The 19,005-nt window shown below is 71.5% G+C and carries 15 protein-coding genes and 1 tRNA gene; 8 read left to right on the top strand and 8 right to left on the bottom strand.

The annotated features are described in order from the left end of the window. Positions 1-23 precede the first annotated feature (23 nt). Together LUTJ29_RS0110705 and LUTJ29_RS17160 are read left to right on the top strand one after the other, a co-directional pair. The gene (locus LUTJ29_RS0110705) at positions 24-296 is read left to right on the top strand and encodes a polyhydroxyalkanoic acid system family protein (RefSeq protein ID WP_027072505.1); all 273 of its coding nucleotides are present in this window, start codon (positions 24-26) and stop codon (positions 294-296) included. A gap of 184 nt (positions 297-480) precedes the next feature. Beyond that, positions 481-1,482, top strand: a complete 1,002-nt coding sequence (locus LUTJ29_RS17160) for a restriction endonuclease (protein WP_043741028.1) — start codon at positions 481-483, stop codon at positions 1,480-1,482. A gap of 69 nt (positions 1,483-1,551) precedes the next feature. Here LUTJ29_RS17160 and LUTJ29_RS0110695 read toward each other — a convergent pair. Both LUTJ29_RS0110695 and LUTJ29_RS0110690 read right to left on the bottom strand, forming a co-directional pair. Next, positions 1,552-1,626: transfer RNA gene (locus LUTJ29_RS0110695), tRNA-Val, on the bottom strand. A 178-nt stretch (positions 1,627-1,804) separates the two neighbouring features. Next, the gene (locus LUTJ29_RS0110690) at positions 1,805-3,151 is read right to left on the bottom strand and encodes a replication-associated recombination protein A (protein ID WP_343122689.1); all 1,347 of its coding nucleotides are present in this window, start codon (positions 3,149-3,151) and stop codon (positions 1,805-1,807) included. A gap of 286 nt (positions 3,152-3,437) precedes the next feature. Between LUTJ29_RS0110690 and LUTJ29_RS0110685 the strand changes: the two genes are divergently transcribed. Next, positions 3,438-5,462 (top strand): hypothetical protein, encoded by a 2,025-nt coding sequence (locus tag LUTJ29_RS0110685; RefSeq protein ID WP_027072503.1) that lies wholly within the window; start codon positions 3,438-3,440, stop codon positions 5,460-5,462. Positions 5,463-5,573: 111 nt separating this feature from the next. On the opposite strand, the gene LUTJ29_RS0110680 is transcribed toward LUTJ29_RS0110685, so the two are convergent. From LUTJ29_RS0110680 to ald, 4 genes are all read right to left on the bottom strand, one after another. Further along, positions 5,574-6,275: a hypothetical protein gene (locus LUTJ29_RS0110680; protein ID WP_144774367.1), complete on the bottom strand. Its 702-nt coding sequence runs from the start codon at positions 6,273-6,275 to the stop codon at positions 5,574-5,576. 33 nt (positions 6,276-6,308) lie between these two features. After that, positions 6,309-6,935: an outer membrane lipoprotein chaperone LolA gene (gene lolA, locus LUTJ29_RS0110675; RefSeq protein WP_027072501.1), complete on the bottom strand. Its 627-nt coding sequence runs from the start codon at positions 6,933-6,935 to the stop codon at positions 6,309-6,311. 246 nt (positions 6,936-7,181) lie between these two features. Continuing rightward, positions 7,182-9,536, bottom strand: a complete 2,355-nt coding sequence (locus LUTJ29_RS0110670) for a DNA translocase FtsK (protein WP_027072500.1) — start codon at positions 9,534-9,536, stop codon at positions 7,182-7,184. A gap of 46 nt (positions 9,537-9,582) precedes the next feature. Beyond that, on the bottom strand, positions 9,583-10,650 hold the full coding sequence (gene ald / locus LUTJ29_RS0110665; RefSeq protein ID WP_027072499.1) for an alanine dehydrogenase: 1,068 nt from the start codon (positions 10,648-10,650) through the stop codon (positions 9,583-9,585). Positions 10,651-10,851: 201 nt separating this feature from the next. On the opposite strand from ald, the gene trxB reads away from it, so the two are divergent. The 5 genes from trxB to LUTJ29_RS0110640 all read left to right on the top strand — a co-directional run bounded on the left by trxB (position 10,852) and on the right by LUTJ29_RS0110640 (position 16,154). Beyond that, the gene (gene trxB / locus LUTJ29_RS0110660) at positions 10,852-11,811 is read left to right on the top strand and encodes a thioredoxin-disulfide reductase (protein ID WP_027072498.1); all 960 of its coding nucleotides are present in this window, start codon (positions 10,852-10,854) and stop codon (positions 11,809-11,811) included. 68 nt (positions 11,812-11,879) lie between these two features. Next, the gene (locus LUTJ29_RS0110655; RefSeq protein WP_027072497.1) at positions 11,880-13,004 is read left to right on the top strand and encodes a GNAT family N-acetyltransferase; all 1,125 of its coding nucleotides are present in this window, start codon (positions 11,880-11,882) and stop codon (positions 13,002-13,004) included. A 58-nt stretch (positions 13,005-13,062) separates the two neighbouring features. Continuing rightward, positions 13,063-13,812, top strand: a complete 750-nt coding sequence (gene aat / locus LUTJ29_RS0110650) for a leucyl/phenylalanyl-tRNA--protein transferase (protein ID WP_027072496.1) — start codon at positions 13,063-13,065, stop codon at positions 13,810-13,812. A gap of 119 nt (positions 13,813-13,931) precedes the next feature. Then, complete coding sequence (infA, locus tag LUTJ29_RS0110645) at positions 13,932-14,150, top strand: translation initiation factor IF-1 (protein WP_027072495.1); 219 nt, start codon at positions 13,932-13,934, stop codon at positions 14,148-14,150. 147 nt (positions 14,151-14,297) lie between these two features. After that, positions 14,298-16,154: a DUF885 domain-containing protein gene (locus tag LUTJ29_RS0110640; RefSeq protein WP_027072494.1), complete on the top strand. Its 1,857-nt coding sequence runs from the start codon at positions 14,298-14,300 to the stop codon at positions 16,152-16,154. A gap of 135 nt (positions 16,155-16,289) precedes the next feature. On the opposite strand, the gene clpA is transcribed toward LUTJ29_RS0110640, so the two are convergent. Together clpA and clpS are read right to left on the bottom strand one after the other, a co-directional pair. Continuing rightward, a complete protein-coding gene (clpA, locus tag LUTJ29_RS0110635; RefSeq protein ID WP_027072493.1) occupies positions 16,290-18,569 on the bottom strand; it encodes an ATP-dependent Clp protease ATP-binding subunit ClpA in 2,280 nt (759 codons plus the stop codon). Positions 18,570-18,647: 78 nt separating this feature from the next. Beyond that, entirely contained in the window at positions 18,648-18,968 is a 321-nt protein-coding gene (clpS, locus tag LUTJ29_RS0110630; RefSeq protein WP_027072492.1) for an ATP-dependent Clp protease adapter ClpS, read from the bottom strand. Between the last annotated feature and the right edge of the window lie 37 nt (positions 18,969-19,005).

The following is a 19,005-nucleotide window of genomic DNA, read 5'->3' as shown; positions in this document are numbered from 1 at the left end:
GCCCCCCGGACTTTCCCCGCCCCATGGCCGGTATCGACATCCGCCACAGCCACGACCTGTCGATGGAGCAGGCGCGCCAGGCCGTGCAGCAGGTCGCCGACTCGCTGGTGCAGCGCTTCGGCGTCGAATGCGACTGGCACGGCGACACCCTGCGCTTCAGCCGTCCAGGCGTGGACGGCCGCATCGCGCTCGAACCGCAGCTGCTGCACGTGACCGCGTCGCTCGGATTCCTGCTTTCGGCGATGCGCGCCCCGATCGAGGCCGAGATCCGGCGGGTGCTGGCCGAGCGGTTCTGAATACGGTTGCGTCCAGGCGCCCCGGCGCCCTTCCCCGTCCGCTCGCCGACCCTGCCTCCGGGCCACGCCGGCGCGGGGCGGCGGTATCGGTTGGAACCCGGCCAGGCCTCGTCGTCATGCGCCTGCGCCTCTCCGGCGGCGGTGATTCCGCTATCCTCTCCACGCCCCCCGTACCCCGTTACCCATGTCGAACTGGCTCATCGCGATCGCCGTGACGCTGCTCGTCGGTGGACTGGCGACGGTCTACTTCCACCTCGTCCAGCGCCGCCGCGATGAAACCCGCGCCGGCATCACCGCCCTGTCGGGCGTGTCCTGGCGCAGCTTCATCCACATGGTGCTCGACGCGCTCGGCCGGCGCGGGTTCACGCGCCTGATCGACGAGGACAACAGCGGCGACGACCAGGACTTCGTGCTCGTGCGCGACCAGGAGCGCTGGCTGCTCTCGTGCAAGCACGGCAGCGCGTTCGTGCTCGGACGGCTGACGGTGAACGAACTGGCGCGCGCGATCCAGCTCAAGGACGCCGCCGGGGCGTTCCTGGTCACCCAGGGACGGATCAGCGACGAGGTGCGTCCGGTCGCCGCCCTGCAGCGGATCGAGCTGCTGGACGGCCCCGCATTGTGGCCGCAGCTGCGCGACTTCCTGCCGGCCCAGCAACTGGCGGCGATCCGCGACCAGGCGGCGCGCCTGGCACGCCAGCGGATCCTGCTGTCGTGGCTGGCGGCGCTGCTGGCCGGTGTCGCGACCTGGCTGGCGCTGCCCGCCCCTTCGCGTCCCGTGCCGACGCCCGGGCCGGCGGCGGCCGCACCCGCCGCGGAACCGGCGGCGCCCGCGCCCGCGCCGCAGTCCGACGCACCGGTCCCCAGGCCTGCGGCGACGGCCGCAGCGGCGCCCGCGGATCCCGGCGAGGCCACCACGGCACCCGGGGAGCCCGCCGCGCCGGCGCCCATCGAACGGCAGCGGGCCGACGTGGCCGCGGCGATCTCCACACTTCCCGACGTGGACCGCGCGTTCTGGTCGACCGAGTCCACCCTGCACGTGATCCTCAACACCATCGACGGCGACGCCTTCACCCGCATCTGCCCGCTGATGGAGCGCTACGACGAACTGGCGTCGTCGCGGATCCAGCTCACGCCGCCGCCCGACAGCGGCCGCAACGTGCGCTTCCGGCAGTGCCGGAACTACTAGGCCCGCCGCCATCGGCACGATCGGCAACGAAAAAGGCCACCTTCGCAGGTGGCCTTGATCGTTCTCGTCTGGTGGGCGGTGCAGGGATCGAACCTGCGACCCTTGCCGTGTGAAGGCAATGCTCTACCGCTGAGCTAACCGCCCGGTGTCGCGCTTCCGCGGCAGCGGGGGCGCGGGAAACGGGACGCGAATTCTACGTGGCCCCCGGCGCGGCGGCAAGCCCGGCGGTCGCGATCCCTGGCCGCGCCACGACCAGGTACCGGCCCGGAAGCGGCGCGCTGGTTGGCCGCCCCGCGGCCGTGGATCCATCCGGCCGCAGCGGTCAGCCGTCCTGGCCCGCGGCCCCGCCCCCGTGGCGCGGCGCCTTGCGCTGCCGCTCGCGCGCCGCGCGCAGCCCGTCGAGCTTCTCCTTGAGCCGGATCTCCATGCCGCGCTCGACCGGCTCGTAGTACACGCGCTCGCCCATCGCGTCGGGGAAGCCGGTCTGGTCCAGCGCGACCCCGCCTTCGACGTCATGGTCGTACTGGTAGCCCTTCGCGTAGCCGAGTTCCTTCATCAGCCGCGTGGGCGCATTGCGCAGGTGCAGCGGCACCTCCTGGGTGCCGTACCGCGCCACGTCGCGGCGGGCCGCGCCGAACGCGCGGTAGGCGGCGTTCGACTTCGCGGTGCTGGCGAGGTAGATCGTCACCTGCGCCAGGGCGAGGTCGCCCTCGGGGCTGCCGAGGCGGTCGTAGGTGTCCCAGGCGTCGATCGCCATCTGCAGCGCGCGCGGATCGGCCAGGCCGACGTCCTCGACCGCCATCCGGGTCAGGCGCCGCGCCAGGTAGACGGGATCGCAGCCGCCGTCGAGCATCCGCGCCAGCCAGTACAGCGCGGCGTCGGGGTTGGAGCTGCGCACCGACTTGTGCAGGGCCGAGATCTGGTCGTAGAACTGCTCGCCGCCCTTGTCGAAACGGCGGGTGCGGTCGGCGAGCACCTGCTCCAGCACCGCCGGATCGATGGTGCCGCCCTCGCCCACCAGCTCGGCGGCGATCTCGAGCAGGGTCAGGCCGCGGCGGACGTCGCCGTCGGCGGCGACCGCGATCATGCGCAGCCCCTCGCCCTCGACCTGCAGGCCGCGCCCACCCAGCCCGCGCTCGCCGTCGTCCAGCGCGCGCCGCAGCGCGGCCTCGATGTCCTCGGCCGACACCGCCTCCATCACGTGCACCCGGCAGCGCGAGAGCAGCGCAGAGTTCAGCTCGAACGAGGGGTTCTCCGTGGTGGCGCCGACGAACACGATCGTGCCGCGTTCGATGTGCGGCAGGAACGCGTCCTGCTGCGCCTTGTTGAACCGGTGCACCTCGTCCACGAACAGGACGGTGCGGCGCCCGCCGGCGAAACGCTGCGCCGCCTCCGCCAGCACCTGGCGCACTTCCGGCAGCCCGGACAGCACCGCCGACACCGAGCGGAACTCGGCATCGGCGTAGCGTGCCAGCAGCAGCGCGAGCGTGGTCTTGCCGCAGCCCGGCGGGCCCCAGAGGATCATCGAATGCACGGCGCCGGCCTCGACCGAGCGCCGCAACGCCGAGCCGGGCGCCAGCAGCCGGCGCTGGCCGACCATTTCGTCCAGGCTGCGCGGCCGCATGCGCTCGGCGAGCGGCTGCAGCGCGCCCGGGGCGGCGCCGAGCAGGTCGCCGGAGTCGTCTGGATTGGGCGCTGGGCGCCTGGCGCGAGGCACGGATCGTGTCGGGGGACTGGAGGGACCGGGCACCTTACCAAGCCGGCCGGGCGGCTGCACCGGCGCCCTCGGCACGGCGCGTCCGCGCAGCGCGCGATCCGCGACGCATCCCGCATCCCGCGGCCTGCGCAGCGTGGTACCGTCCGCCCGACCGCGCCGCCCGCCGCCCTGGCATCCCCCGGCGGCGCCGGTCGGGAATTGCACGCAGTGCCCCCGCTTGCCTGCAGGAGGATATCGGATGTCCCTGTTCGCCCGGCTGCGCCGGTCCCTCGCCCCCTGTTTCGCCCTCGCCGTCGCCCTGGCGGCGGCCCCCGCCCCGGCCGCCGATCCGGTCACCGTCTCCGATTTCCAGCTGCCGCCCCAGGACGCGGCCGGCTGGACCCGGCTTTCGCCCTCCGCCGACAGCCGCCTGGTGTACGTGGATTCGCAGCAGGGCAACGACGCGGATGCGCGCATCTACCTGCCCGCCGATCCCGAGATCGGTGCGGACCCGCAGTCGCCACGCGGCCCGATCCGCGCCTTCCGGACCATTGCCGCCGCCCATGCCAACCTGCGCGAGGACCAGCCCGACTGGATCCTGCTGCGCGCCGGCCGGGTCTGGAACGAGCGCCTCGACATCAAGCGCGGCCGTTCGCCGGCCGAGCGCGCGGTCGCGACGACGTGGGGCGCGGGTCCGCGACCCGAGCTGCGCACCGGCACCGACAAGGCGATCGGCAACTACCAGTTGGTGAACGTCGCGATCGTCGGCCTCCGCTTCTGGGCCCACACCCGCGACAGCGACGGCCCCTACTTCACGGGTTTCGACGGTTCCTCGGGCATCAGCGTGTTCACCCGCCTGCGCGGCGACCGGCGCCAGGTGCGCGACGTGCTGATCGAGGATTGCGTGTTCCGCGCCTACAGCAACAACGTCCTGACCGGCGGCGTCGGGGACGGCAACGAGCCCATCACCCGCTTCGTGATCCGGCGCAGCATCATCTCGGGCAACTATTCCACCAGCGCCCACGCCCAGGGCCTGTACCACACGGGTTCGGGACAGCCGCTGCAACCCTCGGTGCTGCTGCAGGAAAACCTGTTCGACCACAACGGCTGGCGGATCCAGTCGCGCGACGGCAACAACGCCCAGGCCGAAGGCCAGGCGACGATGTTCAACCACAACACGTACTTCTCCTTCGCCAAGGGCGTGATCTTCCAGCGCAACCTGTTCCTGCGCGCCTCGTCCATCGGCAACAAGTGGACCGGCGATACCGGCGACCCGACCCTCGGCGTGGTGATGGAGGACAACCTGTACGTGGAGGGCGAGATCGGCGTCAGCGTCGGCGGCAACTCCGAGGGCCCGGCGCGCTTCCGCGACATGGTGTTCCGCGACAACGTGCTGGTGGACATCGGCCGCAGCCGGCCCACCAACCGCTCCCTGGCCTGGGGCATCGACCTGATCGACTGGCTCGGCGGCGAGGTGACCGGCAACCTGGTGATCCACAACCGCTCCGGCATCACCAATGCCTACGCGCTCAAGACCGACTCGGGCACGCGCTTCGAGGACGTGGCGATCAGCGGCAACGTGCTGGCATTCGCGACCGGCACCGGCACCCCGAGCGTCCAGCTCGGCGACGGCGTGAACGTCGTGTACCGCGACAATACCGTGGTCAGTCCGAGCAACAGCCGGCTGGTGCGGCTCGCCGGCGGCGGCTACACCTTCGCCGGCACCAACCGCTACGTCAGCGGCGCCAGCCAGGCGTTCCAGGTCGACGGCAACCTGCGCACGCTCGCGCAGTGGCGCAGCGACACCGGCGACCAGGGGGCGACCGGCTCGATGCCGGCCTTCCCGGCGCCGCAACGCGACCTGGAGGGCTACGCCACCACCCTCGGCCTCGACGGCTTCCAGGGCCTGCTGGACGCGTTCCACGCCCAATCCAAGGCGACCTGGAACCCGGCGCTGACCGCGGGCGCGATCAACGACTGGCTGCGCGCGGGCTACGGCATGGCGCCCCTGCAGCCGCGGCGCGTGCGCCGCAATGGCGGGACGCCGCTGGCGCCACCGGCCGCCCCGGCCACCACTGCCGCCGCCCCGCCTCCCGTGCCCGCGGCTGTTTCCGCGGCCGCACGTGCGTCGGCGACGCCCGCGACCGCGGACGGGGACGTGGCCATGCCGGCCCCCGCGCGACGCGCGACGGGCCTGCGCGGTCTCCTGGTGCGGCTGCTGCCGTTCCTGGCCGACGACGGGGACCGCTCGCGCGACAGCGAGGCGCGACGCGACCGGCACTGATGCCGGCCAGCGCCGCATGCGCTTCCAGCGCTGTTCCCTGGCCGACGCCGGCCGGCGCCGGCCGCGACCGGCGCGACTGGCGCGGGCGGAGCCTCGCCCGCGAGGCCCCGGTCAGCGCGTCGTGCCCCCGAGTTCGTAGTTCACCCGCCGCCAGGCATTGGCGACCAGGTCGTAGAGCGCCTCGATCCGGACCGGGGTCATGCCGCTGCGGCCGAAGTCGGCCACGCCCTCGGCGGTGATGCGCAACAGTCGCTGCCCGCCCTCGACGGTGCTGATGTCGTCGAACTGCAGGCGTGCGGTCGGCACGCCGAACTGGCGGTCGAGTTCGCCCGCGATCCGGTCCTCGAGCTGCCGCACCAGGACCGCGTCGTTGGGCACCAGGCGTTCGCCGGCGGCGACCCCGCCGATGGTCAGCTGCGGATACCCGGCGCTGTTGAACAGGGTGTCGTAGAGCGTGCTGTAGCGGAACCCGATCCACTCTGCGTCCTCGCCCAGGCGCAGCCGCCCCTGCCCGCTGACGCGGCGGTCGCGCAGGCTGGAGATGGCGACGTCGAAGGAGTCGATGCTCACTTCGATCGAGGCGGTGTCGAGCTGCTCGGCCAGCGCCGCCACGACCACCGCCGCCACCGCGTTGTCGAGCGCCTCGTCGCCGCTGGTCGCGCTACCCGCGCGCTGGGCCACCGGCGAAGGCGGCCCCGGCGGGGCGGCCACCGGCGACGACTGCGCAAGGGCCGGCACCGCGGCCAGGCAGGCGACGGCGAGCAGCCCCCTGAGCCTGCCGTGCCGGGTCGTCGTCCGGATTGGAGCGTGCATGCGTTGAACCTCGCGTCCCGGCGCGCCGTGCGGTCAGCCTTCGCCAACCACGTCGACGCCCGGCGGCGGCGTGAACCTGAAGGTGCCGGCGGCGAACGCCGGATTGCGCTTCCAGCCGCTGAAGCGGATCTCCGTGCGCTGGCCGAGCGCGTCGACGATCTCCATCCGCGCCAGCCCCTGTGCGCCGAAGCCCAGGCGGGCGGACTCGAACGAGGCGTCCTCGCCGGCCTTGCGCGGACGCAGGAGCAGCCACTGCAGGCCGTCGGCTTCGCCTTCGTCGTCGATGATGTAGTCGCGGTCCAGGCGCGCCGGGTCGATCAGCGCGGCGAGCGGGCTGTCCTGCTCGGCGCCGCCCTGCGGGCGGCGCGTGACCTGCTCGAGGTCGGGATCGTGCACCCACACCGTGGTGCCGTCGGCGACGATCAACTGCGGATACGGATCCTGGTACTCCCAGCGGAACAGGCGCGGGGCGGCCAGCGCCACGCGGCCGCTGGAGGTCTCGCGCACGCGCCCGCCCTCGTCGAACACGTGCTGGGTGAAGCGTCCCTCGAGGCCCTTCAGGCCGCGGGTGAAGCTGTCGAGCCGGTCGCGCGCGCCCGCATGCGCGACGCCGGCCAGCGCGATGATGGCGATGAGCAGCCAGCGGCAATTGCGGATCATTCAGGCGTCCTCGGGTGATGGGAGGCGCAAGTCTGCAAATCCGAAGCTGAACATGCAGCGCACCCGTCCCATCCAGTCACAACAACGCAGGAACGGGCCGGAGGCGGACGGGCGCAGGGGGAGGTCGCGGCGATCCGTTCAGGCGAGCCAGCGCACGCCACGGGCACGGGTAGCCGCCGGTGGGCCGCGGGCGTGCGGCGAGTGCGGACGATCGGGCCGGCGCGCGGGTCGCGGCTGAAGCCGCTCCTACTTGGGGGGCGGCGGGGCGAGGACGGTGCGGTCGCCGTTGTGCTCGGGCGCGGACACCACGCCGGCCGCTTCCATCGCCTCGACCAGGCGTGCGGCGCGGTTGTAGCCGATCTTCAGCCGGCGCTGCACGCCGGAGATCGAGGCGCGGCGGGTCTCGGTGACGATCTTCACCGCCTCGTCGTACAGCGGGTCGGTCTCGTCGCCGGTGCCGCCGCCGGCCTCCGGCAGGCCGGTCGCGCCGACCGCCGAGCCGTCGTACATCGTCTGCGCCTCGTCCAGCACGCCCTCGATGTAGTCCGGGCCGCCGCCGCTCTGCTTGAGGTGCTCGACCACGCGGTGCACCTCCTCGTCGCTGACGAAGGCGCCGTGCACGCGCTCGGGCATGGCCGTGCCCGGCGGCAGGTAGAGCATGTCGCCGTGGCCGAGCAGGGTCTCGGCGCCGGACTGGTCCAGGATCGTGCGCGAGTCGATCTTGCTCGACACCTGGAACGCGATGCGGGTCGGGATGTTGGCCTTGATCAGGCCAGTGATCACGTCCACCGACGGGCGCTGGGTGGCCAGGATCAGGTGGATGCCGGCGGCACGCGCCTTCTGCGCCAAGCGGGCGATGAGCTCCTCCACCTTCTTGCCGACGATCATCATCATGTCGGCGAATTCGTCGATGAAGATGACGATGAACGGCAGCGTCTCCAGCGGGGGCGCGACATCGCCTTCCCCGCCGCCCGGGCGGAACAGCGGGTCGAGCAGCGGCTGCCCGGCCTCCTGCGCCTCGCGCACCTTCTTGTTGAAGCCGGCCAGGTTGCGCACGCCGACCGCGCTCATCAGCTTGTAGCGGCGCTCCATCTCGGCCACGCACCAGCGCAGGCCGTTGGCGGCCTCCTTCATGTCGGTGACCACCGGCGCCAGCAGGTGCGGGATGCCCTCGTAGACGCTCAGCTCGAGCATCTTCGGGTCGATCATCAGCATCCGCAGGTCCTTGGCCGAGGCCTTGTACAGCAGGCTCAGGACCATGGCGTTGACCGCCACCGACTTGCCCGATCCGGTCGTGCCGGCGACCAGCAGGTGGGGCATGCGCGCCAGGTCGGCGACGGTCGGGCGGCCGGCGATGTCCTTGCCGAGCGCGAGCGTGAGCAGGCCCGGCGCCTTGTCGTACTCCTTCGAGCGCAGGAGTTCGGACAGGTAGATCATCTCCCGGCTCGTGTTCGGGATCTCCAGGCCGATCACCGACTTGCCCGGGATCACGTCGACCACGCGCACCGACTTCACCGACAGGCCGCGCGCGATGTCCTTGTCCAGCGAGCTGATCTGGCTGACCTTGATGCCCGGCGCGGGCTCGATCTCGAAGCGGGTGATGACCGGACCGGGATAGGCACCGACCACCTGGGCGTCGATGCGGAAGTCCTTGAGCTTGAACTCGATCTGGCGCGAGAGCGTTTCCAGGGTCTCCTCGTCGTAGCCCTTGGGCTGCGGCTTGGGATCGTCGAGCAGGGCCAGCGGCGGCAGGCCGGTGCCGTCGCCGACGTGGAACAGCGGAATCTGCTGTTCGCGCTTGGCGCGCTCGCTCTTCTCCACGACCGGGGCCGGCGGCGGCTCGATCTTCACCTTCTCCCGCCGCGCGCGCAGTTCGGTCTCGACCCGGCGGGTTTCCTCGCGCTCGACCCGGCGCTCGCGCGCCTCGATGTGGTCGGCCGCCTGCCTGCGCCCGCGCCGCAGCAGCTCCGGCAGCTTCAGCACCCACGCGCCGATCCGGTCGGCCACGGCCAGCCACGACAGCCCCGTCGCCAGGGTCACCGACACCAGCAGCAGCGCGAGCAGGAACAGGTTGCCGCCCAGCGCGCCGAAGCCGCGGTTGAGCGAATTGCCGACCAGGCGGCCGAGCACGCCGCCGCCGCCGGCCGGCAACCCCGCCACCGCGCCCATGCGCAGGTACAGCAGGCCCGTGGCCGCGACCAGGAAGCCGACGATGCCGACCAGGCGCAGCGCAGGCCCGAAGTCGACCTGCCCGTCGCCGTCCGAGTCCATCCCGTACAGGGCGATCCAGGCCACCGCGCCGAGCACCAGCGGCAGCAGGTAGGCGACGTAGCCGGTCAGGTACAGCAGCACGTCGGCGATCCACGCGCCAACCGGCCCACCGGCGTTCGACAGCGGCGCGGTGACGCTGCCCGACGCGGTGGACCAGCCCGGATCGTCGGGCGAGTACGTGACCAGGCAGACCAGCAGGTACAGCAGCAGCGGCGCGACCAGGATCATCGCGATGTCGCGCAGCAGCCGCTGGCGACGCGGATCCGGCGGCGCGACCTCCGTCGTCGACGCGCGCTGGCGCCTGCCGCGTTCAGGAACCGCCCGAGCCACCGTCATGCACTGCCTTAGGAAGAGGACCCAATTGCTTGATCTTAATTCATAGTTTCATGGATTGCAGGGCCGGATGACGGAGCGCCCCCTGCTCCACGTTGAGGCCCCTGGCCAGCGCCGCGTCCTCGCGCCAGCCGCCCGAGGCCAGCCGGTCCACCCAGGGCAGGATCGCCGCGCTGATCGCCTGCGATGCGGTCCGCGGCACCGCCCCGGGCATGTTGGTGACGCAGAAGTGGGCCACCCCCTCCTCGACGTACACCGGATCCTGCCACGTCGTGGGCCTCGAGGTCTCGACGCAGCCGCCCTGGTCGATCGCGATGTCCACGACCACGCTGCCGGCTTCCATGGCCCGGACCATGTCGCGGCCGACCACCTTCGGCGCGACCGCGCCGGTCACCAGGACCGCGCCGACCACGAGGTCGGCTGCGGCCACCTCGCGCGCCACCTGGTCCTCGTACGGATACAGCGCGGTGACGTTGGCGCCCAGCCGCATCATCGACTCCAGGCGGTCCGGGCGCTTCTCGAACACCACGACCTGCGCGCCGCTGGCTGCGGCCAGCGCGGCCGCGGCGCCGCCCGCCTGGCCGGCGCCGAGCACGACCACGCGGCCGCGCGGCGTGGCCGGCAGGCCGCCCAGCAGCACGCCCTTGCCGCCCAGCGGCTGGTGCAGGTGGTGGGTGCCGACCTGGACCGCGATCCGCCCGGCGATCACCGACATCGGCGCCAGCAGCGGCAGGGTTCCGTCGTCGAGCTCCACGGTCTCGAACGCGACCGCGGTCAGGCCGATGTCCAGCAGCCTGCGCGCCAGCGCGGGATCCGGCGCCAGGTGCAGGTAGCAGAACAGCAGGTGTTCGCGCCGCAGCAGCGCGAGGTCGCCCTCGATCGGCTCCTTGACCTTGACGATCAGTTCGCCGCGTCCGTAGAGCTCGGCCGCGTCGCGGGCGATGCGCACGCCCAGGCGCTCGTACTGCGCGTCGTCGAAACCCGAAGCCAGGCCGGCGCCGCTTTCGACCCAGACCTCGTGCCCGCGCCGGACCAGGTCGCCGGCCGCCGCGGGGACCAGGGCGACACGCCCCTCCATGATCCTGGTCTCCCTCGGGACGCCGATGCGCATGCGTGCCTCCGGTCAGCCGCGGGAGCGCGACGGACACGTCGCGCGATGGCCACCGGGCCGCACACCGGGCGCTCGCGCCGGGGTCGCGGACCGCATACGCAGCGTTCCGCGCGGCGCATGCGTGCGCGCCTTGTGTTGCTGCCGCCGCGCCGCCAAGCTATGTGCCCCGTTACGCCGCAACTCCATCGACAGCGAGTATACATGAGCGCTTCTCCGCCCCGGCACGTCCGCCTGCTGATCCTCGGTTCCGGCCCCGCCGGCTGGACCGCCGCCGTCTACGCCGCGCGTGCCAACCTCAAGCCGGTGGTGATCACCGGCCTGCAGATGGGCGGGCAGCTGATGACCACGACCGAGGTCGACAACTGGCCGGGCGACCCGCACGGCCTGCTCGGACCGGACCTGATGGCGCGGATGCAGGCGCACGCCGAGCGCTTCGAGACCGAAGTGGTGTTCGACCACATCCACACCGCGGACCTGTCCAGGCGCCCGTTCACCCTGGTCGGCGACAGCGGCACCTACACCTGCGACGCGCTGATCATCGCCACGGGCGCGACCGCGAAGTACCTGGGCCTCGAGTCGGAGGAGAAGTTCAAGGGCCGCGGCGTGTCCGCCTGCGCCACCTGCGACGGCTTCTTCTACAAGGACCAGGACGTGGCCGTGGTCGGCGGCGGCAATACCGCGGTCGAGGAAGCGCTGTACCTGTCTAACATCGCGCGCAAGGTCTACCTGGTGCACCGCCGCGACACCCTGCGCGCGGAGAAGATCATGCAGGACAAGCTGTTCGCCAAGGTCGAGGCCGGGAAGATCGAACCGGTCTGGCACCACGTGGTCGACGAAGTGCTGGGCAACGACGCCGGCGTCACCGGCATGCGCCTGAAGTCGGTGCTCGACGGCTCCACGCGCGAGATCGACGTCCACGGCTTCTTCGTCGCCATCGGCCATACGCCCAACACCGGCCTGTTCGAAGGCCAGCTGGCGATGGACAACGGCTACATCGAGATCCGCTCCGGGCTCGGCGGCAACGCCACCGCGACCTCGGTGCCGGGCGTGTTCGCGGCCGGCGACGTCGCCGACCAGCACTACCGGCAGGCGATCACCTCGGCCGGTTTCGGCTGCATGGCCGCGCTCGATGCCGAGCGGTTCCTGGACAAGGAGGCCTGAGGCCTCGCCACGCCTGCCCCCGCCCGGCGACGCGGGGGTGATGCGGCCGGAACGCGGACCGCTGCGCCATGGCTGAGGTCCGGATCCATCCGCGGCTGTCCGAAGTCCCCGCCGCCGCGTGGGACGCGCTGCACGGCGGCGCGAATCCGTTCGTCGCGCACGCCTTCCTCTCCGGCCTCGAGCAGACCGGATGCCTGCGCCCCGAATGGGACTGGGCGCCCCACCACGTCGCGCTCTGGGAGGGCGACAGGCTGCTCGCCGCCGCGCCGGCCTACCTCAAGGACAACTCGCACGGCGAATTCGTGTTCGACCACGCCTGGGCCCACGCCTATGCCCGGCACGGCCTCGACTACTACCCCAAGCTCCTGTGCGCCGTACCCTACTCGCCCGTCACCGGGCCGCGGCTCCTCGCGCCGAACCCGGAGCTGCGCATCCGCCTCGCGCAGGCGCTGGTGACGGAAGCGTCGCGACTGGGCCTGTCGTCCGCGCACGTCAACTTCCATCCTGGATCGGAAGACGCCGCGTTCGACGCCGGCTGGCTGGAACGCGCCGACCTGCAGTACCACTGGCGCAACGATGCCGGCTGGTCGTGCTTCGACGACTACCTCGCGGCGATGGACCACAAGCATCGCAAGAACATCCGCCAGGAGCGGGCCAAGGTCGCGCGCGCCGGAGTGGGGTTCCGGGTGGTCCACGGCGGCGATGCCGGCGATGCCGAACTCGCGGCGATGCACGGCTTCTACCTGCAGACCTTCGCCGAATACGGCAATGCGCCGGCGCTGACGCTCGACTTCCTCCGCCACCTCGCCGCGACCATGCCCGGGCAGCTGGTCCTGGTGTTCGCCGTGCACGGCGGCGCACCCGTGGCCGGCGCGCTGTGCCTGCGCGGCGCGGACACCCTGTACGGACGCTACTGGGGCGCGCACGTGCAGCTGCCCGGCCTGCATTTCGAGACCTGCTACTACCAGGGCATCGAATACTGCCTGCGCGAGGGCCTGCACGTGTTCGAGCCGGGCGCCCAGGGCGAGCACAAGATCGCGCGCGGCTTCCTGCCCACGCCGGTGCGCAGCCGCCACTGGATCGCCGATCCGCGCTTCCGCGACGCGCTGGCCGACTGGTGCGACCGGGAACGCGCCGCAATCGGGCAGCACCGCCGCTGGCTCGCCGCGCGCAGCCCGTTCCGCAGGGGCTAGCGGCCGGCATGCGGCGACCCGCCGCGGCACGGCCACCCCGGCCCACTAGAATGCCGCCGTGAGCCTCCAGATCCCCTGGCTGGGCGACGATCCCGACGCCCCCTTCCCCGAGCCCGACCGCGTGCCCGGCCTGCCCGACGGCCTGCTCGCGGTCGGCGGGGACCTGTCGCCCACCCGGCTGCTGAACGCCTATCGCCAGGGCATCTTCCCCTGGTACTCGAACGGCCAGCCGATCCTGTGGTGGTCGCCGGACCCGCGCACGGTATTCCGGACAGACGGCGTCCGCCTCTCCTCGCGCTTCCGTCGCACCCTGCGCGCCTCGCCCTGGGTGGCGCGCGCGGATACCGCGTTCGAACGCGTGGTCGCGCGCTGCGCCACGGCGCCGCGCCGCGGCCAGCGCGGCACCTGGATTACCCGGGAGATGCGCGAGGCGTACGTCCGGCTGCACGCGCTCGGCCACGCGCACAGCGTCGAGGTCTATGCCGGGCCGGAACCGGGCGCGGCGCTGGTCGGCGGCATCTACGGCGTCGCCATCGGCCGGATGTTCTTCGGCGAGAGCATGTTCAGCGACGCCTCGGGGGGCTCCAAGGCCGCGCTCGCCGCGCTGGCCGCCTGGCTGCACGGCCGGGGCTGGCCGTGGATCGACGCCCAGGTCGAAAGCCAGCACCTGCTCACCCTGGGGGCGGTGTCGGTGCCCCGGGCGGAATTCCTGGCCCGGGTCCGGGCGCTGGTGGCCGAACCGGAACTGCCGGGCGGCTGGACCCGGACGTTCGGCCAACGGCCGGTCCGGCTCCTTGCCGGGGGCTGAACCCGCGCCTGCCGGGCCGCCCCCCGCTCCCGTTTTGCATCGGTCGCCGGCCGCGTGCGACAATGGCCTGCTTATTTTCGCGGCCACGCCGCACCCGCAACCACCGGCATACAGGACGAATGGCGAAAGACGACGTCATCGAATTCGAAGGCACGGTCACCGAGACGCTCCCGAACACGATGTTCCGGGTGAAGCTCGATACCGGCCACGAGATCATTGCGCACATCTCCGGACGCATGCGCAAGAACTACATCCGCATCCTGACCGGTGACCGGGTCAAGGTCGAGATGACCCCCTACGACCTGACCAAGGGTCGCATCACCTACCGCATGAAGTAGGCCGGCCCTCGCCGGACCCACCGCGCCGCGCATCGGCGCCCCCTGCCGCGGGCAGTACCCCCGTCCCCGGCCCCCGTGCCATCGGTCGCATGGCGGAGGTGGCCGCGCTGCGCCTATCCTGCGGGCTTTCCCCAGGAGTCCCGTCCGATGCGCAGGCCCGTCCTTGCCCGTACCCTCGCCCTTTCCGTGGCGCTGGCCCTGTCCGCGCCCGTCCTCGCCCAGTCCGCCGCCGCTCCCGCCACGGCCGAGGCCGTGCAGGACGAGAGCCAGCGCCTGAATGCCTGGTTCGCGACCAAGTACGAGGAGCAGCTGCGCTTCAGCCCGATCGCGCTGACCTTCCTGGGCCGCAAGGAGCTCTACGACCGGCTCGACGACATGTCCGAGGAGGCGCAGGACGCGCAGCTGGCCTGGCACAGAGCCTCGGTCGAGGAAATGGAAGCGAGCTTCGACCGCGACGCGCTCGACGACGAGGCCAGGCTCTCCTACGACCTGTGGAAGCAACAGTACGAACAGGCGGCGGCGGCCAGCCGCTTCCGCCGGAACGTCTACGTGTTCAACCAGATGCAGGGCGCTCAGTCGTTCCTGCCGACCTTCCTGATCAACTTCCACAAGGTCGGGAGCGAGGCCGATTACCGGGCCTACATCGCCCGCCTGGCCGAGGCGAAGCGCGCGATGGGCCAGCTGCTGGAGATGGCCCGGCGCAACGCCGCCGACGGCTACCGCATGCCCCGCTTCGCCTACGACGGCGTGCTGACCGAGGCGCGCGCGGTGGTGACCGGCGCGCCGTTCGACGACGGCGCCGACTCGGCGCTGTGGGCCGACCTGCAGGCCAAGGCGGACGCGCTGGTGGCCGCGAACGCGATCGACGCGGCGCGCGCCGCCGAGCTCAAGGCCGAGGCCCGCCAGGCGCTGCTGGACAACATCAGGCCGGCCTACGACGCGCTGATCGCCTGGGCCGGGGAAGACCGCGCCAATGCCGCGGAGAACCCCTCCGGCGTCGGCAGTACCCAGCCCGAGGGCGCGGCCTACTACGCCAACCAGCTGCGCATCCACACCACCACCGACCTCGACGCCGAGGCCATCCACCGGATCGGCCTGGACGAGGTGGCGCGCATCCACGGCGAGATGGAGGCGCTGATGGAGCGGGTCGGCTTCGAGGGCGACCTGAAGGCGTTCTTCCGCCACATCGCCACCGATCCGAAGTTCAAGTATCCCGACACCGACGAGGGGCGGCAGGCCTACATCGACGACGCCACCCGCGCCATCGACAACATCAAGAAGGTGCTGCCGCAGTACTTCGGGCTGCTGCCGAAGGCAGACCTGGTGGTCAAGCGCGTCGAGCCGTTCCGCGAGCAGCCCGGCGCCGCGCAGCACTACTTCCCGGGGACGCCGGACGGCTCGCGTCCGGGGGTGTACTACGCGCACCTGTCGGACATGAACGCGATGCCGAAGCCCGAACTGGAGGTGATCGCCTACCACGAGGGCCTGCCCGGTCACCACATGCAGATCTCGATCGCGCAGGAACTGACCGGCGTGCCCGAGTTCCGCACCCAGGCCCGTTCGACCGCCTACTCCGAGGGCTGGGGCCTGTACGCGGAATGGCTGGCGCGCGAGATGCCCGGCACCTACGAGGACCCGTATTCGGAGTACGGCCGCCTCGCATCGGAGCTGTGGCGCGCGGTACGCCTGGTGGTCGACACCGGCCTGCACGCCAAGGGCTGGACCGAGCAGCAGGCGGTGGACTACTTCAGCGCCAACTCGGCCACGCCGGAGGCGGCGATCCGCTCCGAGATCCAGCGCTACATCACCTGGCCGGGCCAGGCGACCGCCTACAAGATCGGCATGCTGCGCATCCAGGAGCTGCGGCGGAAGGCCGAGTCCGAGCTCGGCGACCGCTTCGACATCCGTGGCTTCCACGATGCCGTGCTGGGCGGCGGCGCGCTGCCCCTGAACCTGCTTGAGCGCCGCGTTACGCAGTGGATCGAGGCGCGCAAGCGCGGTTGACGCGCGCCGCCGTCGCGGCCGTCGCCGACGCCGATCAGGGCCGGCCACGGGCACGACACGAAGAAGGGCGGCCATTGGCCGCCCTTCCCGTTCCCGCTTCCGGTCGCCGCAGCCGAGGGGCGCCGCAGGACCGCCTCAGACCGTCGCCGGCAACAGCTTCTCCGGCTCGGCGAAGGTCTCGACCACCAGCTCGTCGTCCTTGACGTCGACGCTGACCCGGCCGCCGTTGACCAGCTTGCCGAACAGCAGTTCGTCGGCCAGCGGGCGCTTGACCCGGTCCTGGATCACCCGCGCCATCGGCCGCGCGCCCATCAGCGGGTCGAAGCCGTGCGCGGCCAGCCAGTCGCGGGCCTCCGGGGTCGCGGTGAGGCTGACGTTCTTCTCGTGCAGCTGCGACTCGAGCTCGATCAGGAACTTGTCGACCACGCGCAGGATGTGCTCCATGCCCAGCGGCTGGAACTGCACGATCGCGTCGAGGCGGTTGCGGAACTCCGGGGTGAAGCTCTTGCGGATCACCTCCATCGCGTCGGTGCTGTGGTCCTGGCGGGTGAAGCCGATCGAGCGGCGCGCGGCCTGGGCCGCGCCGGCGTTGGTGGTCATCACCAGGATCACGTTGCGGAAGTTCGCCTCGCGCCCGTTGGTGTCGGTCAGCACGCCGCGGTCCATGACCTGCAGCAGGATGTTGAAGATGTCCGGGTGCGCCTTCTCCACCTCGTCGAGCAGCAGCACGCAGTGCGGCGTCTTGACGATCTTCTCGGTCAGCAGGCCGCCCTGGTCGAAGCCGACGTAGCCCGGGGGCGCGCCGATCAGGCGCGAGACCGAATGCGGCTCCATGTACTCCGACATGTCGAAGCGCACCAGCTCGATGCCCAGCTGCAGCGCGAGCTGGCGGGTAACCTCGGTCTTGCCCACGCCGGTGGGACCGGCGAACAGGAAGTTGCCGATCGGCTTGTCCGGGTTGGCCAGGCCCGAGCGGGCCAGCTTGATGGCGGAGGTCAGGGTCTCGATCGCCGGATCCTGGCCGAAGATCACCATCTTCAGGTTGCGCTCCAGGTGCGCGAGCACGTCGCGGTCGGAGGCGCTGACCTGCTTGGCCGGGATCCGGGCCATCTTGGCGACGATCTGCTCGACCTCCTCGACGTCGATCAGGGTCTTGCGCGCATGCTCGGGCAGCAGCCGCTGGCGCGCGCCGGCCTCGTCGATCACGTCGATCGCCTTGTCCGGCAGCAGCCGGTCGCCGATGTGCTTGACCGACAGGTCGACCGCTGCGCGCAGCGCCTCGTCCTCGTACTGGACCTCGTGGTGCTCCTCGTAGCGGGCCTTGAGCCCACGCAGGATCTCGTAGGCCTCGCCCACGGTCGGTTCGGCGATGTCGATCTTCTGGAAGCGCCGCGCCAGCGCGCGGTCCTTCTCGAAGATCCCCCGGTACTCCTGGAACGTGGTCGAGCCGATGCAGCGCAGCTCGCCCGAGGCCAGCGCCGGCTTGATCAGGTTGGAGGCGTCCATGGTGCCGCCCGAGGCGGAACCGGCGCCGATGATGGTGTGGATCTCGTCGATGAACAGGATCGCGCCCGGATGCTTCCTGATCGCAGTCAGCACCGCCTTCAGGCGCTTCTCGAAGTCGCCGCGGTACTTGGTGCCGGCGACCAGTGCGCCCAGGTCGAGCGAGTAGATCGTGGCGTTGGCCAGCACCTCGGGCACTTCGCCGTCCACGATCCGGCGCGCGAGGCCCTCGGCGATCGCGGTCTTGCCCACGCCCGCCTCGCCCACGTACAGCGGGTTGTTCTTGCGCCGGCGGCACAGGACCTGGATGGTGCGCTCGATTTCCTCGGCGCGTCCGACCAGCGGGTCGATCCGCCCCTCGACCGCCATCGCGTTGAGGTTGGTGGCGAACTCGGCCAGGGCATCGCCCTTGCCTTCGCCCTCGCCGCCATCGGCGCGCGCGGCGCCGTCCTCGCCCGTGTGCGCCGGATCCTCGCCGCCGGTCTTGGCGATGCCGTGCGACATGTAGTTGACGACGTCCAGGCGGGTGATGTCCTGCTGGTGCAGGAAGTACACCGCGTGCGAGTCCTTCTCGCCGAAGATCGCCACCAGCACGTTGGCGCCGGTGACCTCCTTCTTGCCCGAGGACTGGACGTGGTAGACCGCCCGCTGCAGCACGCGCTGGAAGCCCAGGGTGGGCTGGGTGTCGCGGGTGTCGTCGTCCGGCAGCTTGGAGACGGACGTCAGGATGGCCTGCTCGAGGTCGCTGCGCAGGCGGTGGAAATCGGCGCCGGTGGCCTTGAGCACCGCCTCGGCGGACGGGTTGTCGAGCAGCGCCAGCAGCAGGTGCTCGACCGTCATGTACTCGTCACGCGCCTCGCGGGCCCGCTTGTAGCACTGGCCGATGCTGTATTCGAGATCCTTGCTGAACATGGGGCTGGGACTCCAGGGAACTGCCACCTGTATGGGGCCGCGAACCCGGCTTTTCCATGCCCTTGGCCCTGGTCCCTTTTAGGCCTTTTCCATGGTGCAGAGCAAGGGGTGCTGGTTGAGGCGGGAGTACTCGTTCACCTGGGCCACCTTGGACTCGGCGACCTCCCGGCTGTAGACCCCGCAGACCCCACGGCCCCTGGTGTGGACGTGGAGCATGACCTGGGTGGCCTTCTCCAGATCCATGGCGAAGAACCGCACCAGGACATCGACCACGAAGTCCATCGGCGTGTAGTCGTCGTTCAGCAACAGGACCGAATACAGCGGCGGACGCGCCAGTTCGGGACGGCCGGTCTCGACCACCGTGCCCTGCTCATGGTCTGGCGAATGCTTCCGGGTCATGGCGCCCATTATACGAAGGTCGCGTGAGGCGGAAGTC

Source organism: Luteimonas sp. J29 (assembly GCF_000472505.1).
Lineage (GTDB): Bacteria > Pseudomonadota > Gammaproteobacteria > Xanthomonadales > Xanthomonadaceae > Luteimonas.
Note: the sequence above shows the minus strand (reverse complement) of the source record. Positions and strands in the feature narration are given on the sequence as shown.